At 34.3% G+C, this 25,416-nt stretch carries 28 protein-coding genes; 13 read left to right on the forward strand and 15 right to left on the reverse strand.

The window, feature by feature from the left end; genetic code table 11:
* The first annotated feature begins 434 nt into the window (after positions 1 to 434).
* Positions 435 to 635, forward strand: a complete 201-nt coding sequence (locus SB717_RS31330) for a cold-shock protein (RefSeq protein ID WP_410906552.1) — start codon at positions 435 to 437, stop codon at positions 633 to 635.
* A 263-nt stretch (positions 636 to 898) separates the two neighbouring features.
* Here SB717_RS31330 and SB717_RS31335 read toward each other — a convergent pair whose 3' ends face one another.
* Entirely contained in the window at positions 899 to 1,099 is a 201-nt protein-coding gene (locus tag SB717_RS31335; protein WP_013056497.1) for a cold-shock protein, read from the reverse strand.
* Between the two features lie 353 nt (positions 1,100 to 1,452).
* Here SB717_RS31335 and SB717_RS31340 point away from each other — a divergent pair, with 353 nt between their 5' ends.
* Together SB717_RS31340 and SB717_RS31345 are read left to right on the forward strand one after the other, a co-directional pair.
* Complete coding sequence (locus tag SB717_RS31340) at positions 1,453 to 1,593, forward strand: FbpB family small basic protein (protein ID WP_410906554.1); 141 nt, start codon at positions 1,453 to 1,455, stop codon at positions 1,591 to 1,593.
* Positions 1,594 to 1,727: 134 nt separating this feature from the next.
* Positions 1,728 to 1,907: a hypothetical protein gene (locus SB717_RS31345; protein WP_271998117.1), complete on the forward strand. Its 180-nt coding sequence runs from the start codon at positions 1,728 to 1,730 to the stop codon at positions 1,905 to 1,907.
* A gap of 839 nt (positions 1,908 to 2,746) precedes the next feature.
* Here SB717_RS31345 and SB717_RS31350 read toward each other — a convergent pair.
* From SB717_RS31350 to SB717_RS31365, 4 genes are all read right to left on the reverse strand, one after another.
* Positions 2,747 to 3,172 carry a hypothetical protein gene (locus tag SB717_RS31350; protein WP_410906556.1) on the reverse strand — a complete coding sequence of 142 codons (426 nt, stop codon included), beginning with the start codon at positions 3,170 to 3,172 and terminating at the stop codon, positions 2,747 to 2,749.
* A 266-nt stretch (positions 3,173 to 3,438) separates the two neighbouring features.
* Positions 3,439 to 3,708 carry a DUF1871 family protein gene (locus SB717_RS31355; RefSeq protein WP_410906558.1) on the reverse strand — a complete coding sequence of 90 codons (270 nt, stop codon included), beginning with the start codon at positions 3,706 to 3,708 and terminating at the stop codon, positions 3,439 to 3,441.
* Between the two features lie 137 nt (positions 3,709 to 3,845).
* Entirely contained in the window at positions 3,846 to 4,508 is a 663-nt protein-coding gene (sigH, locus tag SB717_RS31360) for an RNA polymerase sporulation sigma factor SigH (protein ID WP_410906560.1), read from the reverse strand.
* A gap of 908 nt (positions 4,509 to 5,416) precedes the next feature.
* A complete protein-coding gene (locus tag SB717_RS31365; RefSeq protein WP_410906562.1) occupies positions 5,417 to 5,593 on the reverse strand; it encodes a hypothetical protein in 177 nt (58 codons plus the stop codon).
* Positions 5,594 to 7,295: 1,702 nt separating this feature from the next.
* Here SB717_RS31365 and SB717_RS31370 point away from each other — a divergent pair.
* From SB717_RS31370 to SB717_RS31395, 6 genes are all read left to right on the forward strand, one after another.
* Positions 7,296 to 8,594: a replication protein gene (locus SB717_RS31370; protein ID WP_410906564.1), complete on the forward strand. Its 1,299-nt coding sequence runs from the start codon at positions 7,296 to 7,298 to the stop codon at positions 8,592 to 8,594.
* Between the two features lie 303 nt (positions 8,595 to 8,897).
* Positions 8,898 to 9,437, forward strand: coding sequence for a ParB N-terminal domain-containing protein (locus tag SB717_RS31375; protein ID WP_410906566.1), 540 nt, complete (start codon positions 8,898 to 8,900; stop codon positions 9,435 to 9,437).
* A 2,136-nt stretch (positions 9,438 to 11,573) separates the two neighbouring features.
* Entirely contained in the window at positions 11,574 to 12,428 is an 855-nt protein-coding gene (locus SB717_RS31380; protein ID WP_410906568.1) for a coiled-coil domain-containing protein, read from the forward strand.
* A gap of 129 nt (positions 12,429 to 12,557) precedes the next feature.
* On the forward strand, positions 12,558 to 12,836 hold the full coding sequence (locus SB717_RS31385) for a ParB N-terminal domain-containing protein (RefSeq protein WP_410906570.1): 279 nt from the start codon (positions 12,558 to 12,560) through the stop codon (positions 12,834 to 12,836).
* A 110-nt stretch (positions 12,837 to 12,946) separates the two neighbouring features.
* Positions 12,947 to 13,192, forward strand: coding sequence for a hypothetical protein (locus SB717_RS31390; RefSeq protein WP_410906572.1), 246 nt, complete (start codon positions 12,947 to 12,949; stop codon positions 13,190 to 13,192).
* 740 nt (positions 13,193 to 13,932) lie between these two features.
* On the forward strand, positions 13,933 to 14,157 hold the full coding sequence (locus SB717_RS31395; RefSeq protein ID WP_095380539.1) for a helix-turn-helix domain-containing protein: 225 nt from the start codon (positions 13,933 to 13,935) through the stop codon (positions 14,155 to 14,157).
* A 348-nt stretch (positions 14,158 to 14,505) separates the two neighbouring features.
* On the opposite strand, the gene SB717_RS31400 is transcribed toward SB717_RS31395, so the two are convergent.
* The 4 genes from SB717_RS31400 to SB717_RS31415 all read right to left on the reverse strand — a co-directional run bounded on the left by SB717_RS31400 (position 14,506) and on the right by SB717_RS31415 (position 17,204).
* The gene (locus SB717_RS31400; RefSeq protein WP_410906574.1) at positions 14,506 to 14,826 is read right to left on the reverse strand and encodes a hypothetical protein; all 321 of its coding nucleotides are present in this window, start codon (positions 14,824 to 14,826) and stop codon (positions 14,506 to 14,508) included.
* A gap of 240 nt (positions 14,827 to 15,066) precedes the next feature.
* Positions 15,067 to 15,762 carry a hypothetical protein gene (locus SB717_RS31405; RefSeq protein WP_410906576.1) on the reverse strand — a complete coding sequence of 232 codons (696 nt, stop codon included), beginning with the start codon at positions 15,760 to 15,762 and terminating at the stop codon, positions 15,067 to 15,069.
* Positions 15,759 to 16,892, reverse strand: coding sequence for an FtsK/SpoIIIE domain-containing protein (locus tag SB717_RS31410; RefSeq protein WP_410906578.1), 1,134 nt, complete (start codon positions 16,890 to 16,892; stop codon positions 15,759 to 15,761). The genes SB717_RS31405 and SB717_RS31410 overlap by 4 nt, the downstream gene beginning before the upstream one ends.
* Positions 16,893 to 16,904: 12 nt before the next feature.
* A complete protein-coding gene (locus SB717_RS31415) occupies positions 16,905 to 17,204 on the reverse strand; it encodes a hypothetical protein (RefSeq protein WP_410906580.1) in 300 nt (99 codons plus the stop codon).
* Between the two features lie 466 nt (positions 17,205 to 17,670).
* Here SB717_RS31415 and SB717_RS31420 point away from each other — a divergent pair, with 466 nt between their 5' ends.
* The 4 genes from SB717_RS31420 (at position 17,671) to SB717_RS31435 (ending at position 20,975) form a co-directional block, all read left to right on the forward strand.
* Positions 17,671 to 18,225, forward strand: coding sequence for a DUF3231 family protein (locus SB717_RS31420; protein WP_410906582.1), 555 nt, complete (start codon positions 17,671 to 17,673; stop codon positions 18,223 to 18,225).
* Positions 18,226 to 18,235: 10 nt separating this feature from the next.
* Positions 18,236 to 18,784, forward strand: coding sequence for a DUF3231 family protein (locus tag SB717_RS31425; RefSeq protein WP_410906584.1), 549 nt, complete (start codon positions 18,236 to 18,238; stop codon positions 18,782 to 18,784).
* 80 nt (positions 18,785 to 18,864) lie between these two features.
* Positions 18,865 to 19,332, forward strand: coding sequence for a hypothetical protein (locus SB717_RS31430; protein WP_410906586.1), 468 nt, complete (start codon positions 18,865 to 18,867; stop codon positions 19,330 to 19,332).
* A 452-nt stretch (positions 19,333 to 19,784) separates the two neighbouring features.
* Positions 19,785 to 20,975 carry a styrene monooxygenase/indole monooxygenase family protein gene (locus SB717_RS31435; RefSeq protein ID WP_410906595.1) on the forward strand — a complete coding sequence of 397 codons (1,191 nt, stop codon included), beginning with the start codon at positions 19,785 to 19,787 and terminating at the stop codon, positions 20,973 to 20,975.
* Positions 20,976 to 21,215: 240 nt separating this feature from the next.
* Here SB717_RS31435 and SB717_RS31440 read toward each other — a convergent pair whose 3' ends face one another.
* From SB717_RS31440 to SB717_RS31465, 6 genes are all read right to left on the reverse strand, one after another.
* The gene (locus SB717_RS31440; RefSeq protein ID WP_410906588.1) at positions 21,216 to 22,190 is read right to left on the reverse strand and encodes a zinc-dependent alcohol dehydrogenase family protein; all 975 of its coding nucleotides are present in this window, start codon (positions 22,188 to 22,190) and stop codon (positions 21,216 to 21,218) included.
* Between the two features lie 323 nt (positions 22,191 to 22,513).
* Positions 22,514 to 22,777: a hypothetical protein gene (locus SB717_RS31445; RefSeq protein WP_410906590.1), complete on the reverse strand. Its 264-nt coding sequence runs from the start codon at positions 22,775 to 22,777 to the stop codon at positions 22,514 to 22,516.
* 217 nt (positions 22,778 to 22,994) lie between these two features.
* A complete protein-coding gene (locus tag SB717_RS31450; RefSeq protein WP_162837708.1) occupies positions 22,995 to 23,132 on the reverse strand; it encodes a hypothetical protein in 138 nt (45 codons plus the stop codon).
* 119 nt (positions 23,133 to 23,251) lie between these two features.
* Positions 23,252 to 23,434 (reverse strand): YolD-like family protein, encoded by a 183-nt coding sequence (locus SB717_RS31455; RefSeq protein ID WP_074683711.1) that lies wholly within the window; start codon positions 23,432 to 23,434, stop codon positions 23,252 to 23,254.
* Between the two features lie 44 nt (positions 23,435 to 23,478).
* Positions 23,479 to 23,652, reverse strand: coding sequence for a Fur-regulated basic protein FbpA (locus SB717_RS31460; RefSeq protein WP_377571397.1), 174 nt, complete (start codon positions 23,650 to 23,652; stop codon positions 23,479 to 23,481).
* A gap of 1,135 nt (positions 23,653 to 24,787) precedes the next feature.
* Positions 24,788 to 24,931, reverse strand: coding sequence for a hypothetical protein (locus tag SB717_RS31465; protein ID WP_410906593.1), 144 nt, complete (start codon positions 24,929 to 24,931; stop codon positions 24,788 to 24,790).
* Positions 24,932 to 25,416 lie beyond the last annotated feature (485 nt).

Here is a 25,416-nt window from a genome sequence, read left to right on the forward strand (position 1 = left end):
ATTAGGCACGCCGCCAGCGTTCATCCTGAGCCAGGATCAAACTCTCCGAAGAAATGTTTGACTTGCTCAATTAAAAATTAAAAAGTTAACGTTGACGTTTGTCGCTTTGTTCAGTTTTCAAAGTTCAATATTCCGTAAAACAAGTTGTCGTTTCAACGACGCTTAATAATAATAAAACATATCTAATTAAACGTCAATAGTTTTTTTAAGAAAATATTATTTTTTATCTTCATTATATTTACCCCATCATAATAACAGCTATTCCCCAAACATTAATTGTTAATACCTTATGTCCATACCCAAATCTTTTACTCTTATTTTATAAATTTTAAATGCTAGACCTACGCTAGTAAAATACTAAAAGAAGTAAAAGGTATAAAGTATTTATTCTCTCTTTATAAGGTATACTTATAACAAGAGGAGTAGTGATTAGTATGTATTATAATAAAAGAAATCAAGAACCTTCGGTTCAAGAACAAACAGAAGTGTGGGAATGTGTAGTAGAAGATTGTAAGGGATGGATGAGAAAAGATTTCTCCTACGATAATCATCAAAAATGCCCTTTGTGTGGAAATCACATGAGAGCTGGAGAACGGCTTATTGATAAAATCCCCCTTAACCCCCATCGAAGATAATGTATACCTACGCTTTTACAAAGATCAAAAGATTACTGCTATTTATTTAGTTACAAATACTTGGTAATATATTCACATTTGCTTTCTATTTCTATTGTATGTTATAACTAGTTAACCTTGTATCAATCGTCTTGACTAAAACCCAGGCTTTTTTAAAAGTCTGGGTTTTCTATTGAACTAATAGTAGATAAATCATGGTTTTTCTAATAATAAGACCATAAAAAAAGACTCCTTCATAGGAGTCTTTTTGTTATCACTTTTGATTATGCTTTGTGAACGTTAGCAGCTTGTGCTCCACGTTGACCTTGCTCGATATCAAAAGTAACTTTTTGACCTTCTTCTAATGATTTGAAACCTTCACCTTGAATAGCACTGAAATGAACGAATACATCGTCTCCGCCTTCGATTTCAATGAAACCGAAACCTTTGTCTGCATTAAACCATTTTACTGTACCTTGTGTCATAATGTTGCCTCCTGCTGTGGAATACTCCACAAATGTATTACCTCTCTTGCCCAATCATACTATTTCAAGATAAAAACTTCTGTTTAAGGTTTTTCTTCTCTCAATCTTATACCGAACAAAAACAAGTTAATTGGAGTATAACACATAGGTATGGTGGTAGCAAATAACGGAAATAGAATCCTGATGTAAAAGATATGTACTATTGTAGCTACCCTATCCCTCTTGATATAACTATTATAAAAAAATATTTCCACTCTTCATTTTATAATAACAAATGATTGCTTTCTTTTATTTAATCGTTATAATCATACTTGTCTACGGACTAAACTATACAGTAAGAAAGAAGTGCCATTATGAGAAAGTTGAAACCCTCTTTTCAAACCCTAGTCAATGAAAACAGACATAACATACTAGAAGATAAAAAGGCCATAGAAAAGATTGAAGAAAAAATTGAAGCTCGCAAGGAGCAGGCTCTAAAGGTGAAAACTAAATAAAAGTAGAATAAAAACATCCTATCTAAACGGATGTTTTTTTTGTACTGCTGTTGCATTTCTAAGTGAATGTTTTTTTACAGGTTTTTTCATCTGCTATGTCGAACCTAATAAGTCACGGGAAAGGAGCTGTTAATATGAATTCAAAAGAACAAAAGAAGTTAGCAATTATTAGGGAACTAATGGCGCATGCTAAAGACCGAATTGATTTATCCCCTGAGTTAGAACAAGCCTTAGAAAATTTAGAACTACAACGAAGAATGAAGCAAGTAGAGTTAGAAAGTAAGTTCCTAAACATGAACGATGAAACAATTTAATTCACAGTATCCGTCCAGAAGCATTTTTTCACCATTCAACATTTTCGTACTAGAACTTTCCTTATGAAAAATGCTTCCCCCTAAGAAAACAAATAAAAGAGCTGATTTATTCGCTTTTTATCTAAGTCAGCCCCGATTACTTATGTGTTTTTATAGCCATCTCTCCCCTAATTCCAGTTTAATTTAAATCAACTTATTCATTCATAACGATAGGTAAAAGTAACTGATACTATTCGTTATCCAAATTACTACAAATTTTTCATTTTAAAAGTAGCACAATTGGTATAATTGGATTTTCTGAAAAATAAAGGGTGGGAGTTTTATGTATTGGGGGGACTATATCTATCAAATTTTAGCTATTAGTGGGGGCATCACAATAGGTGGAGTAGCAAGTTGGTTAACAGGGAAAATATCAAAGAAAGAAAAGCCCATTTAGGAATCATTGAATCTGATGGTTAACAACATAAAGAGCTACCTCGCTTTGTAGGGAAGTAGCTCTTTAAAGGGATTTTCTATAAAATATATCGGTGGAGAGATTATAGCATATTCTCCTCACAAAAACCATTTTTGATGGGATTAGCATATATATCTGCATATTTAGGAAGAAATGGCGCGTTCTTTAGAATCTTTGTTCCACACGGGTTCCTTTTTGTGTGGGGTTCCGAATAATTAATTATGTAAGCTAGAATAACATATACAGTCAAAAAAACAAAAGCTACTGGACGGGGAGGACCAGTAGCTTCTCATTCTATTGCAAGGGTTTCGAGTGGATTCCTCACGGCGTCTTGAGTAGTTTGTTCATAACGGAGAATAATATTCGTGTAACGGAAAACAAAAAATTAGTGCCTTCTTAAACTTATTATTTTAGCAGCAGTGTTTAAAGACTTTTCTGATCCCTCTAACCGTTTCTTTGTATTTGCCAAAGATGTTTGAATAGGAAAAGGTGTAATGTCTAGATCTGTGACACTCTTTCTTTCGGTACATACCAGGTGACCTATACCATCTTTCCATTGAATCGTACATTTAAAATTCCCAAATAATTTGTTACTTGTTTGTAAAACTAAATATTCTGTTACAGGTTGGGAATTGGTGCTTTGTGACAGCATTAATATGACCTTATTTCGGTCTTCTTTATGAACGATATGCCATATATTAGATGTGGGATAAAAATAGGAATGTGTTCGGTTTGAAGAATTTAGAATTGTACCTTCTTTATTGATTTGAAAGTAAGGAATAGGAATCCATTTAGCTATACCAGTATCCATGTTATAGCCCCCTTGCATTAATTAATGAATCTTGTTTACTTACCATAACATATCTAAGTAATCGTTGGATGTATTTCTAACATGCAAAAAATGGAGATGAATATATAAATTTAAAAAGCAGGCTGAAGCTCCCTTTTAAATTTTTGTACTTAGAAACTATATTATGGTAACTAAAGGTGTATACCATAACTCGTCTCGACGGTGGTGCTTAGGAAGAAGAAATCTCTTCTTCCTAAGCACCTATCTAACTACGAGCGTGCGTTTATCTATTCTCTTATCTGCTCCCAGATTTGCTGCGCAATTCCTATACAGTCTTCCTTTGTTAACGTACTATTAAATGACTGATTTAATATATCTGTTATCTCAACCGCTAGACTCTCAACGTTTGGTACTTTGTATACCATAGGAAGGATCCATGTAGCTTCATACTCATATTCCTCAGAAGCATGCAAAGAGAGGGGATTCCATGTATAAATAATTGATTGGATTGTTTCTTTTACATCATTAAACCTTGTACTCCATTGTTGTCCTTTCATTTCCATCACCTTCTATTAGCTTACTCATCGTTATCTTTATTATAAACAAGAGAACATATAAAAAGAAAATTAGTATCTATGCAGTAGGCGTTGTACGAATTTAGAACGAATAGCTTATAGAAACTTATCTACGTCTGTCAGGATGATTGCTGTAAATACAGATACTGCATATGATGCTTCACTTTTTTCTTAATTCGGTAAAGTGCATTATCTACTGTTTTTTGAGAAAGATGTAGGTTCTGGGAGATTTGCATATACGTTTGTCCCTTCATATACAGAGCGAATACATCTTTTTCAATAGGTGACAGTATTTCTTGTAATATCTGTTCCCTTTCTCTTTTATTTTCTCTTTCCACGGTAGCTTGTTCGGGGCTTACAGCACGTGGGTGAGGAAGCATCTCTATAAGAATCAAATCATCTTCCAATCGCTTTGAATTCTTAGGTATGTTTAAAGAGATGGCAGTATTTAAGGGGGAATGCTTTTGACGAGCACTTGCCTTTATGGCTGTGATGAGTTGGCGTGTAATGCATAGGTCAGCAAATCCTCTAAATGAACTCATCCCTTCTGTTTTAAAATCGCGAACAGCTTTATATAATCCTAGCCTCGCTTCTTGTAAGAGATCTTCTCGATCTCCTCCTAGTAGGAAGTATCTTTTTACCTTTGAACAGACCAAATACTCATATTTCTTTATGAGCACATTGAAAACCTCTTTGTCACCTTTTTGAAACACTTGAACAATCTCTTCATCATTTAGGGTCATCTTTTCTTCTCTTGTTTCTACACCTGCTACCATGTTCATCTGCGTTCCTCCTCGTGTCTCATGCTTTCTATGTACTTTACATTATAGAAAAGAAAAGGTATAAAAAATGTCGAAAAAACAAAGAGTAGAAAGAATATTTAGGGAGAAAGAAGTGAGACATTACATCAAACCTTATATCATATATGATCTGTATAATATTGACGATTTTTAATCTTGTTTACGACTTTAAAAAAGCTAACAGGTGTTTTCTCCCACGTTTTGCCCGTTGCCATTGGATCAAGAATTTCAATATAGTCATTCTGCACATAAGCAAGGTTGTTGGGGTACTTATTAATAATAATTAAATCTTAATTCGTTGGTTTGCTTGCTACTTCTTCCCTTCTTCTACCTTTCCAGTATGAAAAAAGGACTCCTTATCCTTCACTTCGCCTCCAAACTTTTGCTTTTTTTAACGTTCCTTTTCTTATGCTATATTTCTTTTGTTGTAGAATGTGCTCCATTATTCCATGCAAAAAATTACGTAAACCCATTTTATAATTTCTATTTTCCCCTTTTGTCATAATCTTTTATCTCTCTCAGTATCTCCTCCCTTGCCAAGAAGACTTTTAAAGAAATCTTGGCAGGAAATTCTTTTGTTCCTTTTCTATTTCATCTATTTTTTTAACGGCAATTGGATCTATATTTTATAAAAATATATCCATGATACCTGTTCCTTCCCTGTAAAGTGTGGTTCCCCACTACAAAAGAGAGAAGAGCATAAGGGGTTTCTGCTATCACATAGGGTGATAGGCTAGGCAAAGCCTAGCGAAACCGTGATATCAGAAAAAAGCTATTTATGTCCCTTTTAAGTCCCCTTTTCACCCTTAAACACCGTTTTTTCGAGTTGAATTTTTACCTTTTAATTCTATTTATCCACCATAGTCCCTTTTGAGTCCCCTTTTGTTTTTTTACTTCATGACCAAACTCTGTTCTTTTTCGTTCAACTTTTTCAGCTTTTCTTGCAAATTTTTTTGTTTATCTCCATAGAGAAGAACGCTTATATCACTAGATTGAATCGCATCTTTTTTTATCATGATTTTGATTCTATATCGACTTTCCCATGGTTTTTTATTTTCTTTTTTCATTAAATCTTTTTCTAACTCATGTGAACATAAAAAAATAAATATCAATGTCCTGTGAACCTGCATTTTTTCAGAAGAGTCATCGTTTATAGAATAAAAATCGATTCATAAATGATAAAAAGCACGTGTAAATCACTTGTACTGTAAGCAAAAATAAATGGCTGTTTTTGACCATAAACGTGCGGAAAAAACAAAAAATGATCGCTTGCTTCTATCTTATTTTTTTCAAAAAACACTTCAAAATGAAGTGACCCTTGAGGGTACATTTATCAACTATGAAGGGTCGGTGAAGGGGTTTCTGGCACAAATGTTGTAATCGCTGAGGGGCCGATGAAGGGACTATCCTCTAATTTGAGGGTGCGCTGAGGGGGTTCTTGCAACAATTTCTTTGTACCCAAGGTTTTGTTAGGCTCTGCCTAACCCCACACAGCCTGTGGGGGCAAAAACCCCTTATGCTCTTCTCTCTATTTTTAAAAGGGCACCACTTTTTTGGGAATTTCAAATAAAATATGGAACTTAAAATAAGAAATGTTGATCTTATTGCTGTTAAAAAAATTCATGAATTAGCAAAGAAACCTGATCAATCATGACAGCAGCTTTTTAAAAAATTAAGTTCATACATTAGCTATTTTTAGTCAACACTCCTACCAAGAAGAACCTCTTGAAAATCTGCTTGGGGATCACATTAAGACGATAGGACAGTGTACAACTTCAATGGAAAACCTGAAGGATATGTTAAAAGAATTGATCGGAGAATATGAAGATGATGAATAAAACACGCCAAATGATTTCACTCGATGAGGATACCCATCAATCCATTCAAAGTTATATGCTTAAACAAAAATGAGATATCTTGGTGATGCCATATCCAACATTTGTATCAGATTTAGTTATGAGTAAAAGAAAGAATTGAATGTAACAACCCTCACAAAAACTGTATCGAATTAGTTGAAGAACAATTTTAAAAGGAACTTAAAAAGTTGCAACTTGGCGTTAACAATATCCACAAGCATGTACAAATTGCCAACAATATAGGAAAATCCCCCCCTTACAATTCAACAAAAAAGCAGCTTTTACATGAAGTAGAAGCTGCTCTTATCATATTTTTAACATGCTGCAAAGGGTGATTTTTTCTCACCTTTTTTACAAAAAAGGACTTCAAAAAATCACCCTACCCAGAAGAACCATTTGCGATTATCATTGAAGCTGTACTAATCACTAAATCTTGGACGGTATTAAAAACCTGGCATTATAACACACTTTTTAATATTTGAGGAGGGGTAAAAAAATACCCCTCCCCTACTCTAAAAAACTCGTATATGATAAAGGTGATTCCTAAAGCAATACAGGGTCGATCGTAGCGAAAATACTTCTTTTGATATATTTTGCTAATTTTTTATTGAATTATGAGACGACTTAACGCTATAATTGAATTAACAAAAACGTGCGGAATAGAAAAAAGACTTCAACTGTTTAAGAAGTGCGGTAACACTCTTAAACCGTTCCCCCTATTCTCGGTAGGGAAAACACTTGTCGAAGTCTCTTGTTAATAGAGTTAGTTTTGTACAAAATAAAACTTATGTTTTTATTTTATATGAAATTGACATCTATTTCAAGGGCTTAGTTCATCTAAATCAAGGCATTGTTTTCCTTTTATCAGGGAGACAATGTCTTTTTTGTGTTCCTTAAAGGAGAAGATGAACAAATGACAAAGCTATTGACTTGCTATTTAAAAGATGTAGAAACCTTCAATGGGCCATTCACATGGTTATGGAAACAAAAATCTACCCTTCGTAAAAAGAAAGAAGCGTTTTTAGAAACACTTCGTACTCATTTTAAACAACAACAATTGGCCTTACATAAAGAATTCCCTAAAAAAAGAATGGAAATCTTAGATCATGTGATTTATAACCTTGTAGCTACGGGTATTCAAGCGATCCGGTCAGAAACCCTTATGAAGAAATTTAACGTATCTAAAAGCACCGTTTCCCGTTTTGTAAAATCATTAAAAGAAACGCCATTTATACTTGTGGCACGTTACATTAAAGAAGATACAACAGGTGCTCATCCTGATAGCTATGTATTTGTCCTTAAAAGCCATAAGAATTTTAATCGTATTTGCAATGAGATCTTTTTTGCACATGACACAACAGGTGTACAAACACTTCAACAAGAAGAAATGACAACTCCTGTGACAACTCCTGTGACAAGTCCAGAATATGCTAAAAACGTTGATAGACCAAGCTTTGAGGGCGAAAAAGAAGCTTCCCCCTTTATTAACCTTGATTTACCTAAAAATCATTTAAATAATCATTTAATATCTGCTTCACAGTCATTTGCTTATATCAAAGGTGTGCCTAAAAAAGTAAATCATGTGTATGCAGGTAAATATGGTCATCAACTAAAAGATTTTTATACTCGTATTCAAAATGCAGCTAAAGCCGTAAAACGAGATACAGAGATTGAGATTATCAAAGAGCAAGTACATGAAGTCGCTTATACAGCGATTGTAGGCTTAGATAAATATGTCCATGAGGCGAATCATAAGGGTACTACTCTATCACTCGATGACATGTGTCGTCTTGTTTATCAAATTGCTTACAATCAATTTTACAATCAATTTTACAATCTACTAAAAGGGAATACAGAAGAACAAACATCTGAGTCAGACATACATACTGAAGCTAAAACAGCAGCATTATTTACGCCTACACATATCATCCGTAAGGAATTGGTTCCTGCTTGGTTAAAAGCTGAACAGGAGCAAAAAAAGTGTACACAAGAAGCAGTTATTTCTCTGGATCAACATTTTGAAATGATTCAATTAAAGCAAGACTTAGGGCAAGAACTAACACCAGAAGAAGAAACCTTACTCCAAGAGCACAGTACTACGTACAGTTCGTTCGAAATGGCGCAGCTGAAACAGGATCTAGGACAAGCCTTAACACCAGAAGAACAAGCTTTACTGCACCAACATGACAAGATAAAAGGATCAGTTTCTTAATTTTTAAATATAGAAACCCCGTAGAAGCTGATATTTTAATAGATTGTGTTTATTTAGATATATGTTCTAAATAAACAATGACTATACATCTACGTAGGAGAAAGTTACGATGCCACATAAAATGACCCTAACAGGCTCTGCGACAGGACCGTTACGAGAATACGATCGCTACGTTGCCTTTGATATGCGTGAAAAAGGTTCACCGTCTGACCTAAAGGACTGAAGAAAAGTACGTTTATTTCGTATACCGTGTTTGTTGCCAAGAAAGCCTTTAATAAAACCGGACTCACTAAGAAAAGTATTATGTATGAAAAAATCTTAATTCAAGGAGAGCCTACATTAGATATTTCCATTGACGAGTGTCCTGGGGAAATTGGTATTATCTGTTTTCAAATTACCGTTCTTCCGAATAAAAACGATAAAGAAACAAATGAGTCAAAAGATAAAAAAGAAGCAAAACAAGAGGCTTCTGCGCTTTCTGAGGCACAAAAGAGCAGTGAATCTGCCAAACAAGTAGAAAAACAAGATCCTGTCTCTCAACCCATAGCAAAAGAAGAGCAAAAGGCTGCGCCACAAAAGAAGCAGCTACCTACTCAGCCAAAATGGCCACAGGATGTTGTGAGCTTTGATGAAATTATCGTTCCCGAAGCATTTTTAAGGACACGACCAAACCCCGAAAAAACGCAAAAGGTCGTTGATTTCGTGAAGCGTACTGGACACTTAGATAAGCCATTAACCATCGAGAAAGGCTCTAAGGTCTTAAAAGATGGCTATCGTCGCTACGTTGTGGCCAAAACCGTTAAAATGGATAAAGTTCCTGTTGTATATAATTATCAAAAATAACATCTTAATAGGAAAAGATAAACAATTAACTTAGAAAAAGTAATAGCATACCTTAACTTGAAAAATAAGAAAAAAGCTATTTCTACTTTCTTAATTGACGCGTCAGTATTTGTCTTAGTCTTAATAGGACCCAAGTATTCTTTTGGGGTTAGTTAAGTTACAGACTAAAATTCTTAAGCTACTATTAAATAGATAGGTAGATCTTATAGAATATAGGTAATTACTATATAAACACTTCTTTTAAGAAAATACTTAATTATATTAGAATTTTAGGTGGAGCTTATATGGTCCCTCCCCTTAACATTGTTTATGAGACTTAAAGGGATAAAATACACAGAATAGAAACACGGAGTTTCTCTTATAATACACGCCTAAACTCTTTGATAAGCGAATTTTAAAAAACAGATCAAAAAATCTGTTTTTTTACTTATTTAGAGGCAGTCTAATATGAAGCTTTAAATTTTTTCTTTATTTAATACTAAGAGAAAACCAAGTAAATTCTTATATCAGTTGAATTCAGTTACTTAGTTAATCTTAAGTTAAACTAAAATAATTCTTTTCTTATATGTTTATTATTATAAAGTTAACAAGTTCAACTAAAGGATAACTCGTTAACCTTATAATTGTTTATATAAGTCCATTGGAACGCAATATTATCGCGTCATTATTTGTTCGAAATTTATAAGAATGGTAGAACGGGAATCGTTCCATATTTAAATTACAACTTATCTTAGCTTTAATATATAGGAATAGATTTCAGTTAAAAAGGAACGCCTCTTTCTTTTGGATACCGCACTTGATCTGATAAACGGATTACTGGAACGGGAACCGTTCTTACCTATAAATCAATGGTTGGGTATATTTAAATAACTCATCACTTATAAAAATAATTACCAGCTTAGAATGTTAAGAGAACATGAAAAATATTTTTATACAACAGGTCCTCTTTTATCGAAGAAAGAAAGGATAGTACTTTAGAGCTCATTATTCCTCTGGCTAACGATGAATCCTCTTAGGAAAATAAAAAATATCTACTATATAAATAAATATATATGGTAAATAAATTACTAAATCAATTAGATAAACTATGCATATTAGACAAACACATTAGAACGCAGTATTCTCGTGTTCTTATGTGTTATAACTTTATAAGAACGTCAGAACGGGAATCGTTCCATAATAAAAATAAAAAATTCCCTAAACCTTGATATATAGAGTTGGTTTTTACTAAATAAGAACACTTTTTTCCCTTTATATACTGCATTTAATTTTTAAAATGGACCAATGGAACGGATAGTGTTCCTGTTTATAAACCAATGTTTTTTCATGCTTAAATAACTTGTCGTTTGTAAAAGAATGTATGTATAGAACGTTTAGAAAACATGATAAGTATTTTTTATAAAGGATAGTTTCTTTTATTGAAGAAAGAAAGGACACTAATTTTAAAGGCAGAATAGTGGAACGGATGTTGTTCCTTTATAATAATGTTGTAAATTTAATAATAAAAAGATATACAAATAGTAAGTGTTTAATTTGGAACGCTTTAATATTACTTTAATTTTAAATCTCTCTACAATTTCTTTCTATCGTAGTGTATTCAAGCTAGGAAAATAATTTCACGATAAAAATTCAACTTTTTAAGTATGCTCCTTTTATTTAAAATATAAAATACTTTCTAGATCAGAAGAAATACAGGGGAATTATATAAGTTAATAGAGCTAAAAGAGTTAGTCGAATTACATAAAATGATGTATCAAAATGTATTTTTAATATAAAATTTAATTTATAATATAAAAGATATAGTAGAGTTAGCTACGTTTTTATCCTTTGTATTAGGAAGCTGTCAACAGAATATTGGAACGGGAATAGTTCCAATATTGGAGTTCCAACTTTTCTAAATTTGGACATATAGATAGGATTCCATCGAATTGGAACGCATTTTTCTCTTATGTTTTATTTCATATCTATACAATGGAACGGAAGAACGGGGTTCGTTCTTTCTTTTAACAAAGGTTTTTACATATTTGAATATTCGTTGATGGTCAAAATAATATTCAGTGCATAACGTTTAAAGAACATAATAAGTGTTTTCATAAAGGCTATATTATTTTAGCAAAAAAGGAGAGGAAACTAATTATGAATGAAGAACAGTGGAACGGGATTAGTGACAAAATACCAAAAGCATATTGGACAAGGGAAGTTGCTGAATCATTAGGGATTAGTGATAGTTATCTAAGAAAATGGTGCTTAGAACTAGAAAAAAACGGATACAAATTTCTAAAGGTCAAGGATGGAAAAAATCGCGATAATCGAGCGTTCACGGAACACGATGTAATTGCATTACGTAAATTTCAATCCCTTTTAAGTCAACCAAATATTACAAAGTCTCAAGTAGCAGAAATAATTGCAAATGACTATGCTCCCATAGATAGAGACACTAAAGAAATATCTTCTTATTTACGAGACAATGATCGTGATAAAGCCCAACAAGAAGTTCACGATCTTATCCTAAAAGATGTAATCCATGAATTAAGACATGAACTTGGCAATGTAGAGAAGCGAATAATTGCCAGTCTAGGGGAACGAATAGAGGAACGACTAAGTAAAAAAATAGAGGAACGGATAGAGGATTTTCTTGCAAGACACTTACTCTTACAAGAGGAACGGATAGAAGAACGAATAAGAACTATAATGTCTCAGTACTTGGAACGCCAGGAAATAACCATGAAAAACACACTTGGCCAAATACAGACTTTACAACTACAAGATAAGTCTTCAAAAGAGGATAATGAAAAAACACTTTCTGAAATAAAAAATTCTTATGTAGAACAACAGAAGAAAAATGAAGCTCGTGAAAAAGAGCTTCAAAAGGAATTAAATGAAAGAGAGGAACAATTGAAGGAAGTACTTACAGAACTTAAGACAATTAAAGAGCAAATAGCTATTACAAATGAAAAGAAGGGCTTTATTTCTAGATTGTTCGGTAAGTAAATAGAGAAGCTAGTATTTATTTAAAGAAACTCAGCTGCTAAAAGCTTGGTTTCTTTAGATTATAAATGATTTACACCTTATTTTATCCCACGTTAAAAAATCAAAATTATCTAAGAAAGCTTCAAATTAATGTCAGAAGCGAAAAAAGCGCCTGTTCCAGGGAAAAAAGTTGGGCCACAAAAGAAACAGCTACCCACTCAGCCAAAAGGGACACAGGATGTGTTGGATTTCGATAAAATTGTGGTGCCTGAAGAGTTCCTAAAAACACGATCAAACCCCGAAAAAATGCAAAAAGTTATTGAAATTGTGAAGCGTACTGGTTATCTAGATGAACCCTTAACGATTGATAAAGAATCTAAGGTCTTAAAAGACGGCTATCGTCGTTATGTGGTGGCTAAGATTAATTAAAATGGACCAAGTTCCGGTTGTCTATGAATATTAAAAATAAGGGTGTAGGAGTCTACTAGATGAATAATAAACAAAAAGCGATTGAATACATTTAAAAGGCGTGTGATGAATTGGAAAAGCATCGAGGGTTTCTTGCAAATTCAGGCCTGAATGTATCCTTTTTAAATACGGCTGATAGAAAGTTAGATCAAGACGTCCATTGTCTCGTTCATTCAATCGAAGAGCCCGAAGATGACAATGAAAAAGAGATTAAAGAAGTGTTCTTTCATGGAGATGAAAAGATTATTGTGTTTAAAAATGGGGATATCAAAACGATTAAATATTTTAATCAAGCAGGGAATGCAGGTGAAAATTAGATCATTTTAAGGAAGATTTAGATGGAAAGGTTAATTGGTGTAGCTACGTCCAAAGATTGCGTTACAAAGACATGACCAAGCCTTGAGAAAGCTTAAAAGGTCATTAATTTTGTGAGGCGTACAGGACACCTAATGGATGAGAAGTTTGTTAAACATTACAAAAGAGCAAGTAGCAACCAATAAAAAAATAGGCTTATTGATTATAAGAACTTTTATTTTAAAATTCTGGTTTACTATTCAATAAATAATATTAATTGTAACTAATTTCCTCAATATGTACCATTTGCATCCAATAAATTGATGTTATCGCCATATTCAATGGCAAGTATTCCTTTGATAAAATAATGATGCAATCCTTTTTCATAGGTTTTTTCTTCATAGGTAATATCCCTATTATCTAATATTCAAGATTCTTTGTTAGTGTGCACGCATTTTTATAATGCGTGCCTTTTTTTATGATAATTATATATATCCTATGAATATTCACAACAAAGACCGCCCATTATGTATTAGTGTATAAGGCGGTCTTAACTGTATTCATGCTATATGATTATGACAAAAATATCGACATTATTCTAAAAGATTTTAATAGCCTCTGCTTATTTTCCTTATTATATTTTATTTTGATGTCTTAATAAAGGATATGGTACTGACTTGTCCACTATGACTCATTTTTAACGTTTTATTTTTAGTGAAATTTGGACATAACTAGAGTAATAACAAGTAAAGGGGTATCTATCATGTTCGGGTTAGGAAAAAGGCGAACTAGACTTGGTAAATGGATTGATAAAAGAAACATTAATCAAGAATGGCTTGTAAGAAAGTCAGGATTAGGGAGAAGTACGATTGGTGATTTAGTAAACAACTCCGAAAGGTTGCCTACACAAAGAACAATGAAAAAGATATTACAAGCATTAAGACGGATCGATCCTAATATTAAGAGCGAAGATTTCTGGGATATTTAAATATGCTTATTACAATTCTTTTTTATTCCTTTAGAGGATTTGTTTCTCCAAGTATATAAAAACAGGCTTTAGTAATAGCTTAAAAGCCTGTTTTTAATTCGCGGTTAAAATGTTCCTGCTTATCAAATCGCTCATCTTACTTTTTTATGTATTAAATCAATGAATTAATCTTATCTTCGTAACGCTTCAAAACGTCTGCTTTTACGGAGGCCTCCTGCGTAGCTTCCTCCGAATCCCTACCTGTTACGTCCTGGCACCCTTGAGGCATGTCACAAACACTTTTAATGGATATTTTTGTCATTTTATCAGTATGTAAACAAAAAAGCGACCTCACTAGCCGCCGTGATACTACTCGCTATCCCTGAATAAATTAAAAGAAAGTTGCTCGGATCTTTTCCTATGGTAATAAGCGTTTTTAACTCGTTTTACGTGCTCTCTATTTTTAACGTAATAATCTCGATCGCGAACAGAAACGCAACCTCTGCAGTATGGTCCAAGTTGACCAAATCCATCGCTTTTATAATGATAGTTCTTTGCATATTTTAATTCGCCGCATTTACGGCAGGTCTTAGCGACAACTTGGCCGTCAGCGTCTGTAAAGTATACGAATCCTCTCGGCTTTGTTCTTTCGTTATATTCCTGCGCCAGTAGTTCTTCTCGTAGACTCATATTCGCTCACCTCCTCGGTCGCCATGGTATTGTTACTGATTCCCTTTTATTATACGAATTAATCCTTCTTAATACTAGCCCGCAAATACTTCGCCTTCTTCGCGTATGATAGTTTCATCTCCGGCAGACGCTTGGATTTATTCGACTTTATCTAAGCCTAGCGATTTTATCTAAATCGGCTTCCTTTCATTCTTCTGAGGTAGCCCATTTTGGTGTGATTACAAACACTTTTCTAGCACTCTATGTTAAGTTAATTTTAATTCCACCAGAAGAAGCTGATGTTCTTGGTTTTCCATCTCTTTGCTGTTTAGCTGAACTTCTGTATTTCTCCATCAATTCATGAATACTTGTTACCTGTATAATACGGATATGGTCTGAAGATACAGCATACCGAACAGGTGTAATCAAAACAACAGAAGGGAAGATGGCTGCTCGGCCTTCTGGTTGCCAATGCAACGCTTTCCATTCATCCGAAAAGAAAAACTCTTCATAGAGATTGATCTTAGCCTGCATTTTTAGCTCTGAATACTGACTTCTCTGAATTTCAATCCAAAATGGAGATCCTTTAAAAATACAAAAGAGATCAGGTTCAATGCCTCCTTTACGTCCAGTCGGCTTATCTTCCACAATGACATTCTTAGGCGTACTATACGTATACATTTGTTTATAGATATCTAGAATCGAAAGGAAATGGAGGATTTTTTGAGAGTTCTTTTTGATTTTCGCATCTACAGGCAAATAGACCGTCGGAGAATACTGCTGTGTGCGTTCAATAAGCCCCAATCGATATAAACGTACCATCACACTATTACACGCATTAATAGGCGATTTCAGCTGTTTAAAGAAGATTTCTACTAATGAGTCTCGATCCACAGCCCGAAACTGATTGATAAACCCAATGATGTCTTTATCGCGCTGAGATAGTCGAAAACTCATCGCTGTTCCTCCTTCTCTAATAATCCAAAGATAGGCTGCGATGTCACTTGCATATTTGACTCAGGATCATGTACCCAGGTCTTATAAGGAGAAAGTATTTCCTTGCAAGCTCCTTCATCTAAGAAAAAGGCTTGAAACTCTTTGACCTCATCAATTTTAATTTTCATGCGCCCCCTGGCTGCTGCATCAATTTCTTCTGCCCCAAGTACGCCTGCCACCTTTGCATTCGTGGCATCGGCCTGCCTTCCAGAGATTCGTACCCGTAAGTTAGCCTTTAATGCTGAGTTTAATAAATCCGCATCGGGACGCTGCATGGCAATAATCGTATGAACACCTAGCGCACGGCCTTGACTCGCAAACTGTTGAATCATCTCCACAAGATCCGTTTCTCGCTTGATTATGCTCATTTCATCTACAACCACGACAATACGAGGCAATTTAAATGGCAGCCTGCTGATATGTGTGACACCATGCTCTAACAATAAATCGCCTCGCCGATACATTTCAGCTCGTAACAATGCAAACGGTTTTCGCATGTCTTTTGCTTCAAAACATAGCGCATCTACATGATCGATTCCATGAAATAACCCTAAGTCTGCCCGTTTGAGATCCACTAAGACTAAGCGTAAGTCTTCAGGAGAGGCATATTTCACCCACGTTGTGAGGATGACACGCATGAGACTGCTTTTTCCAGCGCCAATTTCGCCAGAAATCAGTAACGTTTCTAAATCTGCAAAGTCCCATGAAACGGGGCTTCCATAGATATCTTGACCAATACATACGGGAAGCTCCATTTTCTCAATGTGAGGACGAATGGTTTCATACTTGTAAGTAAGCATCTTAGGTAAGCTTTTGTGATGAACCGTGATACTAAAATTCTTCAGGCTGCCGTTTATTTCAATGTTGCTGCCTAATACTTGACGTAACGCCCATCTTTTTTTGTTTAAAAGCTCAGGATCAATCCCATTTAGTAAGGAAAAGGCGTACCGAGTGTACGTATGATGGTTATCGATTTGATGAATTTTCGGAAACAGATAGGAGGTACGGTCTCCACGTTTAACCATCCGGTAAATCTCTGCCATACGAAACGCTTTTATCAACTGGCCACGTAATTTTAGTTTTTCAAACATCAACATTCCTCCTCAAAATATAAATGTCGCAAAAAAGTAAATCAAGGCGCTATAGAAGGTAACAGGCAAGATGAAGCACATCACCTTTGAAAACTGATCAACAAGATCGATCACACCCCATCTCTCTAATATTCGTTCGACAATGGCAATCCCTAAGACAATGCTTCCTAGTATAAGAATGTTGGGATCAAGCATCGCAAAGGGACTAAACGGGACAAAGGAATAAGCTTTGAAGAGACGAGGTCTCGTGAGAGATATTTTTGGAGGATGACGAAAGATGTTTCGAAAGGTAAAGCCTTTTGTTTTTCTCATGCTGGTACCTTCTTTCATTCGTTTTATTTTTGGGCCTTTTACGTTCCTGTTATTTCAGCTCAACGCATCCGGTCGCCCCCTTCGCCTCTTCGGCTCAGCTCCCTTACAGGTTCCATGAAGGGCGTTATTACGCACATAGAGCTTGTATTAACGCGGTAACGATACTGAACTAGATACTGATTAGGTAATGGAGTTACGATTCTTTAGATACTATGTAGCTACTGCGGGAAGCTTGCCTGTCCATTCCAAAAATAAAAAAGAACCCTTACTGCAGTAGGGGATCGGTAGATGGTGATGTAAGAAGTGCTGGGTTTTATATGGGTAGGGATTGGCCTATAGGCCTGTCTTTTTCATTAAGTGGACGAGAAATCTAAAGGTGTATCAAATCTTAGAAGTAAATAAAGATAAATTTTTGCATTAGAAGTACTCTTTAGGAGAAATTAAAAGAAAAAAGAAGGTGAAGTATGTGCCTGATCTTTTGCAAGCCTTGAAAAATGTTGTTCAGTCTTTTATTAAAGATGAAAATAAAACACCCCTTCATATTGGGGAGGCTATGGGGTGCTGGATATTTTTAGCGTTAGCTGGTGAGACACAAGTACAGACTGAAGCAGGAATCAACAGTACAACGGATCCTGAGTTGAGAAAAGTCCTTCAAGAAGCCGTCAACATGTTCAAATCACAGAAAGAGCGAATGATTGCTTTTATGCGGTCAGAAGGAATTCCGTCACCACCTCTTAGTGAATCCAAACCAATCTCTGATCCAAATAGTGTTCCATTAGGGGTCAAGCTCACAGATAACCAGCTTGCAAACAGCCTTAAGAAAAAAGTCTCCATGGCGATTACAAACTGTTCGGAAGCAGCATCTCAATCCCTTCGCAGCGATGTTAGTCTGATGTGGGCTGAATTTTTGCAAGAACACATAACCTTTTTAATCACATTTAAGTCATTAATGCGAAAACGGGGATGGCTCAAGGTGCCACCGCCATATCATCCTGCAGGTCTACCCCAAGCCGAAAAGTGAGGTGAGAAATGTGCCAAATGTCGGAAAAGCTCTTAAAGATATTATTCAATCATTTGTTGATGAAGAACCCAAATCACCCTTACATGTGGGAGAAGTCATGTCCTGTTGGTCCTATCTTTCCGAATTAGCTGACGAACAAGTTCATTCCGAAGCAGGGATTAACAGTACAACAGACCCTGAATTACGAAAAGCTTTCCATGAAGCAGTTAAGATGTTCAAATCACAGAAAGAGCGAATTGTTGCCTTTATGCAGTCTGAAGGAGTTCCTATTCCCCCTTTAAGTGAGTCCAAGCCACAGTCTAATCCAAGTGATATCCCATTAGGTGTGAAGTTAACGGATGATGAGCTTGCAAACAGTCTTAATATTAAAATGGTTATCTTAATTACCTACTGTGCAAATGCAATCATTCAATCCACACGTAATGACGTTACTTTGATATGGATTGAATATTTGCAGGAATATATGACGTTTGGAGCAACCCTAAAAGAACTTGTGAAAAGAAGGGGATGGCTTAAAGTTCCTCCATACTACTACGCTCCAGGAACGCCAATAAAGTGATTATTTAAAAAATGGCAGATAAAGTTATATTCAATATAAGTTACCTCCTCTAAAAAATTAAAAATAGATGTGAATAACAAATGACGAAAAATGAGTTAGAAAGTATTCTCTGGAGCATAGGATTGCCAGGCCTTCCTCAAATCCTAAATGGAAAATTAGCAAAAGGGATTTTATTTGTTGGGTTAGAAATAATAATTAATATTCAATCCAATTTTAATCAAGTTATCTTGTTAAGTTTCCAAGGGAAAACTCAAACAGCAGCTGAACAAACGAATTATCAATGGTTAATATTTTATCCATGTCTTTACTTTTTTTCTATGTGGGACGCTTATAAAGATGCTAATGAAGAAAAGGCTCCTTTAAGTTTTCTTCCATTCGTATCTTCCGCCTATTTTGTTACAGTCGGAATCATGTATTCGTCTATATTTAGCATAAAGAATGTACTCTTAGGGCCTGTTTGGCTCCCTCTATTTTTCTTGCCAATTGGTTTATCAAGTGGATTAATTGTAAGAAAAATGCTTATCTATAAAAGAAAAACTACTAATTAACATAAAAAGAGAAGGTCTTAACCTTCTCTTTTTACTATATAATGCTCTATGCTTATACCTTTTCTTGATGTTATATTTTCAATGCTTACGTAAGAACGAGCCTCCTTTTATAAAACTTTTGAAGTAAAATAATTGCAGTTGTAACATCATCCATTTACCTTTGTTTGGATTATCATCATAAGTGAGTGATTTACAGGAAACTGCCACTTTATATTTCTATAAATGCTTTTTTGCGCTGGAATCATTAACGGTCTTTTAATTCAAATTCACTGTACAGTCTATAATCCCCATTCCTAAGGAACCATTTACATAAAAATTGGATTTCAATAAACTAAATGGTAGTTATATTCAGAAGAAGATGTTAGCAAAGAACTTCATAGACCTAGTTCATATAATGTAACTAGGATATTCATGTAAACCTATTGCTGAATGTCGAATTTTCTAATGAAGGAGTGAGATTGTTGAAAAAGAGAATCTGTATTATTGGTAGTGGGGTATCCGGACTGCACTTAGCTTATTCTTTAAGGAACGATTTTGATATTACGATCATTGAACGTCAATCACCAGCTCAGATTAGAAGAGGTAGAATCATGTCCACCCAGGTACATTTTGGTCCAACCCGAACTCGTGAAAAACGCTTTAATATGCCAAAATGGGGAGAACAGTCCCTTATTGAGAGTATTCATATTACAATTGGAAATCAGAAACTATTTGTAGGAAAGTTGCAAGAACCCGCATTATCTGTTGATCAACGTATATATTACTCGCATTTTATTAAAGATCTTATAGAAAAAGGAGTTTCTTTCCGTTTCGAAAAGGTAGATAAAGAGAGTGTGGAAGTACTAATAGATGAGTTTGATTTAGTTATTGATTGTACAGGGAAAAATGGATCTCTTTTGCCGTTTTCAATAGAAAAGGATCTTTCTCCTTTTAAAACTCCTCAGCGAAAATGTATCATTGGTTATTTTACAGGTATAAAAGCAAACACTCCTCTAGGGGTAAGCGTAACGGTTCTTCCTGAGTTGGGTGAAATGTTTGAAATACCTGTAGTAACAGAATACGGTCCTGCTACTATAATGTTCATTATGGCAATACCAAACAGTAATTTAGACGTATTTAAAGGAATAAAAAGTGCAGAAGAGTTTACGCTTAAAATGAGAAGCGCAGCTCAACAGTTTTTCCCTGAAATTTATAATCGAATTGATCGAAAAAATTTCGCTTTATGTGATGAAAATAGCTTTCTTCAAACTGCCTTAACACCTCTTATTCGAAAGCCATATCTCATGGTTAAAAACAAGCTGGTAGTGGGCTGTGGCGATAGTGTATTTCTAAACGACCCTATTACGGGTCAAGGTTGTAATCTCTCTTCTTACTGTGCGGAACAATTGTATGAAACTCTTATAGAATACAAAAATTCTAAGTGGGCTGTAGAAATGGGAGAGTCTTATTGGAATCGAACGAAACAGTATGTAAAAGAGGTAACTGAATGGACAAATGCTATGACAAAACCATTACCTGAACATGTCGTTCAATTGCTACTTCAGGGTGCACAGGACCAAGTAAAAGCAAATGAAATTGCTGAATGGTTTGCGAATCCGACAAAGGCGTACGAAGCGTTTATTTCAACAACAACGATAAATTAAAAAAGCCACTAACCGCCATGAAGGGGTTTGTAGCGTGGTAACACTAACGAAATAGATACTGATTAATGACCGAAGTAGCTACCCTTTAGGTACTATGTAGCTACTTCGGTAAGCTTGCTGTCCATTCAAAAAATAAATAAAAAACTTACTGAACAGCCAAGGATATAAACATTCTTTGGCTGTTTAAAGGGACTGCCTTAATATTATTAGTTTACATTTTATAAAGAATATTCCTGACTTTTAACTAGTTAAAAGTATTTTGCCCTTAATTTTAGAATTAAGAGCTTTTTTTACATCTGAAAGAGGATATTGAACTTTGGGTTTTGTTAATGTTAACTTTTTCTCGTGAACAAATTGTATAAGCTGATAAAATGTTTCGTGCCATTTACGTGTAGAGACTTTTTGGTTCCAATGACGTAAATGAAATATATTTGTATTTATTTTATTGTTATTCATAATTTCTACCCAATCGACAGGTATTCCTGATAAAAGACCTATCGTCAAAAATATTCCATTTGGACTGACACAATAGGCTAAGTTTGTACCAGATGGTCCACCAATAGAGTCAATTGCTGCTTTGGCTCCACGACCATTCGTCAATTCCATAACCGTATCGTAGAGTGGGGTCATGCCTGTATTAATTACATATGAAGCACCAAGTTGAGTTAATTCCTCTGTGTAGATATTATTTCGCGTTACTGCAATCAAACGAAACCCCAAAATACGGGATAATTGAGCAAAAATACGACCAATAGAAGAGCCGCAGGCATTTACAATTAGGTCATCTCCTGGTTTTAACGCTAATACTTCCGTACAAATCACCCATGCTGCGATAGGGTTGATATAAAGCTGTGCTGCTATGGAATCATCTAGATAATCTGGAACTATTATGGCTAATTCAGCAGGAGCTTTTACAAACTCCTGCCATGTACCTTCACCTCGTAATGGTAATACTCGTTTGCCAAGAAACCATTTAGAAACAGATGGACCTACTTCTTCTATGATACCAACTCCTTCGTATCCCGGAATGGCAGGTAAAGAAATCCGATTTGAATAGGCCCCTCGAATAGGAATTAAATCAGAGGGATTGATTGGTCGAGTTTTCATTCGTACTAGCACTTCACCAACCCCTGGATCTTTCACTTGTTTATTTTCTATTTGTAGAACTTGTTGAGGTTCTCCGAATTCATAAAACTTAATGCTTGTTGCTTTCAAGATAGATAGCCTCCTTTAGTTTGTTTACTTATATAGTTATATTGTACAACCTCTTCATTTCTAGTTCTTATAACAACTATTACAGATAGCTTGAAAGGAATTTCAGTTGGGGTTTTAATTCATATGATTTGGGTGCATATCTCGAATTTTATTAAACTATAAACAAAAATATATAATCCATACCGCGCAAAAATAATATTTAATTAACAAGCTGATTTATTTCGGACCAAAGCCAATACTAATGTCTAGCACTAAAAATAATGACTGCATTTAATAAAGGAATTTAGATATTTGAGGAAGTGTATATATATCTTTAACTCTATCTATTTTTCAACCAGACCCATGACAAACGGAATAAGGTCACTCAATTTTTCTTTATCGCTAAGGATCTTCAAAAAAACATTGGAGACATGTTCAGGTATAGGTGTTTGACTATCTACAGTTGCTGTCAAAAAATAATATAAAAAATCAAAATGATTTTCTCTTCTCATGGCATCAATTAAATAATAAGCATAAAGATTATTATTCAATAGCTTCCTTCTTAAAATCATTCCAAAATCATACAACTCATTAGCAGTTGTATTCACAAGCTCTACCTCCTTCTAAGCTTTATACGGGTAAAAACTAAATTTCATATAAGCTTGCTTGTATAAGAGCATAAACAAAATTGATGCATCTACTGTATATATTGAAAGAGGTTTTTAACAGCAATAGACGACCTATTCATTCGGATTAGAAACGTGAGGTCGCCTACATTATTTTCATATTCATTTTTTATCCTTTCAGTTTACTTTATCAATAGCTTTATTCTTCTATATTTTCATCTTCTAACTGCCTTGGACTCTCATCATGGCATTGATTAAATAAATAAGTAAGGTACGAATGCAGTTCAAATCGGTCCTTTTGAATAAAGGCAGACCATATTTGTTTGTCTTCACCCATTATTCCTTCTCCTTTTTTATTTCATTTCTTTATCTTTACGGTTTTCTAGCTAGTAATCTTTTGTATGTACAAAGTGACCATTTGTAAAAAAATCTAGAAAACTCTTTACTAAATTGAAATCAATAAATATCTTCAATACCGGATAAGTTAATAAAAAGAATATTTTGTTTTTCATCTTTTAAAGACAGGGTCTGTTCATGAAGATTAAGATTATAAACACGACCTTTACACGTTTGTAGTGACCCATTTTCATAATAATGAACCGTAACTGTCCCATTTTTGATTAATTTTTTCAAAAACATAGATTAACCCTCCTTTTAACAAATGAATTGCAATTAGCAAAAATCTACAAAGATAGATCCCGGATTGCCGGATTAACTATTTGATACTCTGTTTCTAACTCATGTAAGGTTAATTCATAAAGCTGTTTGTTTCCTTTTTTGTAGATTCCTAAATGGATTAAAGAGTCTATAATCGAGGTTTTTTTACGTTGTATATCAGAGTAGATTTGTTCACTCATTATCCCACCGCCTAATTTTAAAATGGTCTTTGGTATGATTGTCAAACTACTTTAATTCATTATAAAGCTCGCCAGTTACAAGAAAATGAAAATGAAGTAAAACTAATGTAATAAATAAGTAAATTCGATTAGATAAGTATATATGTGTCCTATCTATTTACTTTAAATTTAGTTGTGTATCGCATCGACCCATAATAAAAAATGTCCCTATGACTTTCACTTTTAAGGTGTTCCTTTTCACAGTCCTTGGATTCTTCTCTCAAGCGATTCTAAAACTCAAAAGATTGTATTCATTATTCACTGCAATAACTCCCCATAAAAACTAACATTAGGTATATTATGGTATCCTTTTTTGATTAATGAAATACTTTCTACAAAACTTCCTTTAAACTTACATAAAATCACAAAGTAAGACTAAATAATCTCGCAGTAGGGAATAAGTAAATGGTGATGTAAGAGGTGCTGGGTTTTCTATGCTTGTGGTTGTCCTAAATGTACATCTCTTTATGAATTGGACGAAAAGTTATAATATTCTCTAACGATTAAAGCAGATCATTCATAATGAGAGGTAAGAATGGCGCGAATAACCATAAATAAAAAAGAAGTCACCACTTGGTAACTTCTTTTTATTTTAATATGCGTGTGTAATCAATATTATAAGGAATAGCAGGGACCAGGCAGTCCCAAAAACCATGAATGAGATCCGCATAAGTTTTTCTGCTGAAATCTTAAATATTTTTTCAATGATAACAAAGGCGAGTTCAAATATTCATATGTCAGGGGGCGAACAAATTTTAATATTGCGTTTAAGAAAATGGTCGGCATGTCACCCCAGAGGTATAGGGAGGTTTGGAGGAAACTACCGTAAAAAGGCACAATGGAGTTTAGACAAAATAGTGTATATTGGGGAGTAGCTATTATTCCAGCAGTTTATCTATCGTATTGTGGGTGGATATTTACAACTCACCGAGTTGACTGTTCAATAAGAGCTACTTTATTAATTTTATTAGAGGAAATGGATCCTTAATAGCTCGAAGCTAACTTAAAAACAAAAAACCGATTCCCTTTTTTATCTTTGAGAACCGGTTAGTGGATCAGTTTGATATTCAATATAGATTTTCAATTAAAACATCCTTTACTTCGTTTTTACTTTTATAATCGCTGTTCCGTAGTTATCCATTGCTGTTCCGTAAACTTCCTTTGCATTAGCGATGAATGTAGCTATATTTTTCATTTTGTTTTCTCCAGTGTTAGCGATGAATGCAACCATTTTTGTCATCTTGTTTTCCTCCTTATAATTTGTTGTCTTCATTATTACACATTAGGATTAGTTCAAACAAAGTCACTGAAAACGGAAACATTCACCATGAAAACGGAGACAATAGGTATATAACGCTTAAAATATAGGTTTTTCTCAACTTTTCTCTATTTTTCTCATGTTTACACGCATATTCGTTTTATTATTCTTAAAATTCACAGTTTAGTCAAAAAATCAAATGAATTTGAGTGAAAAATCTGCATAAAGACCGCGCCTAATTAATTAGGCGCGGTCTTTATGCAGATTTCCTATAAGGATCATTATGGTAACTAAAAATGTATAATTTTACGGACGAGATATTTAAACCTATTACAAGATGTTAAAGTAATTATTATCATTAACACAATAAAAAGCTACCTCGGCTGAAGCTGAACTGCACCCCAATTGTTAGACAAAGAAACTCTAATGATTGGGGTGCTTTTATGTCAAGACATACATTTGAAGAT

The organism is Priestia sp. SIMBA_032, from assembly GCF_046535215.1.
GTDB classification, from domain to species: Bacteria; Bacillota; Bacilli; order Bacillales; family Bacillaceae_H; genus Priestia; species Priestia aryabhattai.

Coding starts and splice junctions, on each gene's coding strand:
- SB717_RS31330 (WP_410906552.1), top strand. CDS start 435: ATGTATTATAATAAAAGAAATCAAGAACCTTCGGTTCAAGAACAAACA.
- SB717_RS31335 (WP_013056497.1), bottom strand. CDS start 1,099: ATGACACAAGGTACAGTAAAATGGTTTAATGCAGACAAAGGTTTCGGT.
- SB717_RS31340 (WP_410906554.1), top strand. CDS start 1,453: ATGAGAAAGTTGAAACCCTCTTTTCAAACCCTAGTCAATGAAAACAGA.
- SB717_RS31345 (WP_271998117.1), top strand. CDS start 1,728: ATGAATTCAAAAGAACAAAAGAAGTTAGCAATTATTAGGGAACTAATG.
- SB717_RS31350 (WP_410906556.1), bottom strand. CDS start 3,172: ATGGATACTGGTATAGCTAAATGGATTCCTATTCCTTACTTTCAAATC.
- SB717_RS31355 (WP_410906558.1), bottom strand. CDS start 3,708: ATGAAAGGACAACAATGGAGTACAAGGTTTAATGATGTAAAAGAAACA.
- sigH (WP_410906560.1), bottom strand. CDS start 4,508: ATGAACATGGTAGCAGGTGTAGAAACAAGAGAAGAAAAGATGACCCTA.
- SB717_RS31365 (WP_410906562.1), bottom strand. CDS start 5,593: ATGAAAAAAGAAAATAAAAAACCATGGGAAAGTCGATATAGAATCAAA.
- SB717_RS31370 (WP_410906564.1), top strand. CDS start 7,296: ATGACAAAGCTATTGACTTGCTATTTAAAAGATGTAGAAACCTTCAAT.
- SB717_RS31375 (WP_410906566.1), top strand. CDS start 8,898: ATGTATGAAAAAATCTTAATTCAAGGAGAGCCTACATTAGATATTTCC.
- SB717_RS31380 (WP_410906568.1), top strand. CDS start 11,574: ATGAATGAAGAACAGTGGAACGGGATTAGTGACAAAATACCAAAAGCA.
- SB717_RS31385 (WP_410906570.1), top strand. CDS start 12,558: ATGTCAGAAGCGAAAAAAGCGCCTGTTCCAGGGAAAAAAGTTGGGCCA.
- SB717_RS31395 (WP_095380539.1), top strand. CDS start 13,933: ATGTTCGGGTTAGGAAAAAGGCGAACTAGACTTGGTAAATGGATTGAT.
- SB717_RS31400 (WP_410906574.1), bottom strand. CDS start 14,826: ATGAGTCTACGAGAAGAACTACTGGCGCAGGAATATAACGAAAGAACA.
- SB717_RS31405 (WP_410906576.1), bottom strand. CDS start 15,762: ATGAGTTTTCGACTATCTCAGCGCGATAAAGACATCATTGGGTTTATC.
- SB717_RS31410 (WP_410906578.1), bottom strand. CDS start 16,892: ATGTTTGAAAAACTAAAATTACGTGGCCAGTTGATAAAAGCGTTTCGT.
- SB717_RS31415 (WP_410906580.1), bottom strand. CDS start 17,204: ATGAGAAAAACAAAAGGCTTTACCTTTCGAAACATCTTTCGTCATCCT.
- SB717_RS31430 (WP_410906586.1), top strand. CDS start 18,865: ATGACGAAAAATGAGTTAGAAAGTATTCTCTGGAGCATAGGATTGCCA.
- SB717_RS31450 (WP_162837708.1), bottom strand. CDS start 23,132: ATGGGTGAAGACAAACAAATATGGTCTGCCTTTATTCAAAAGGACCGA.
- SB717_RS31455 (WP_074683711.1), bottom strand. CDS start 23,434: ATGTTTTTGAAAAAATTAATCAAAAATGGGACAGTTACGGTTCATTAT.
- SB717_RS31460 (WP_377571397.1), bottom strand. CDS start 23,652: ATGAGTGAACAAATCTACTCTGATATACAACGTAAAAAAACCTCGATT.
- SB717_RS31465 (WP_410906593.1), bottom strand. CDS start 24,931: ATGACAAAAATGGTTGCATTCATCGCTAACACTGGAGAAAACAAAATG.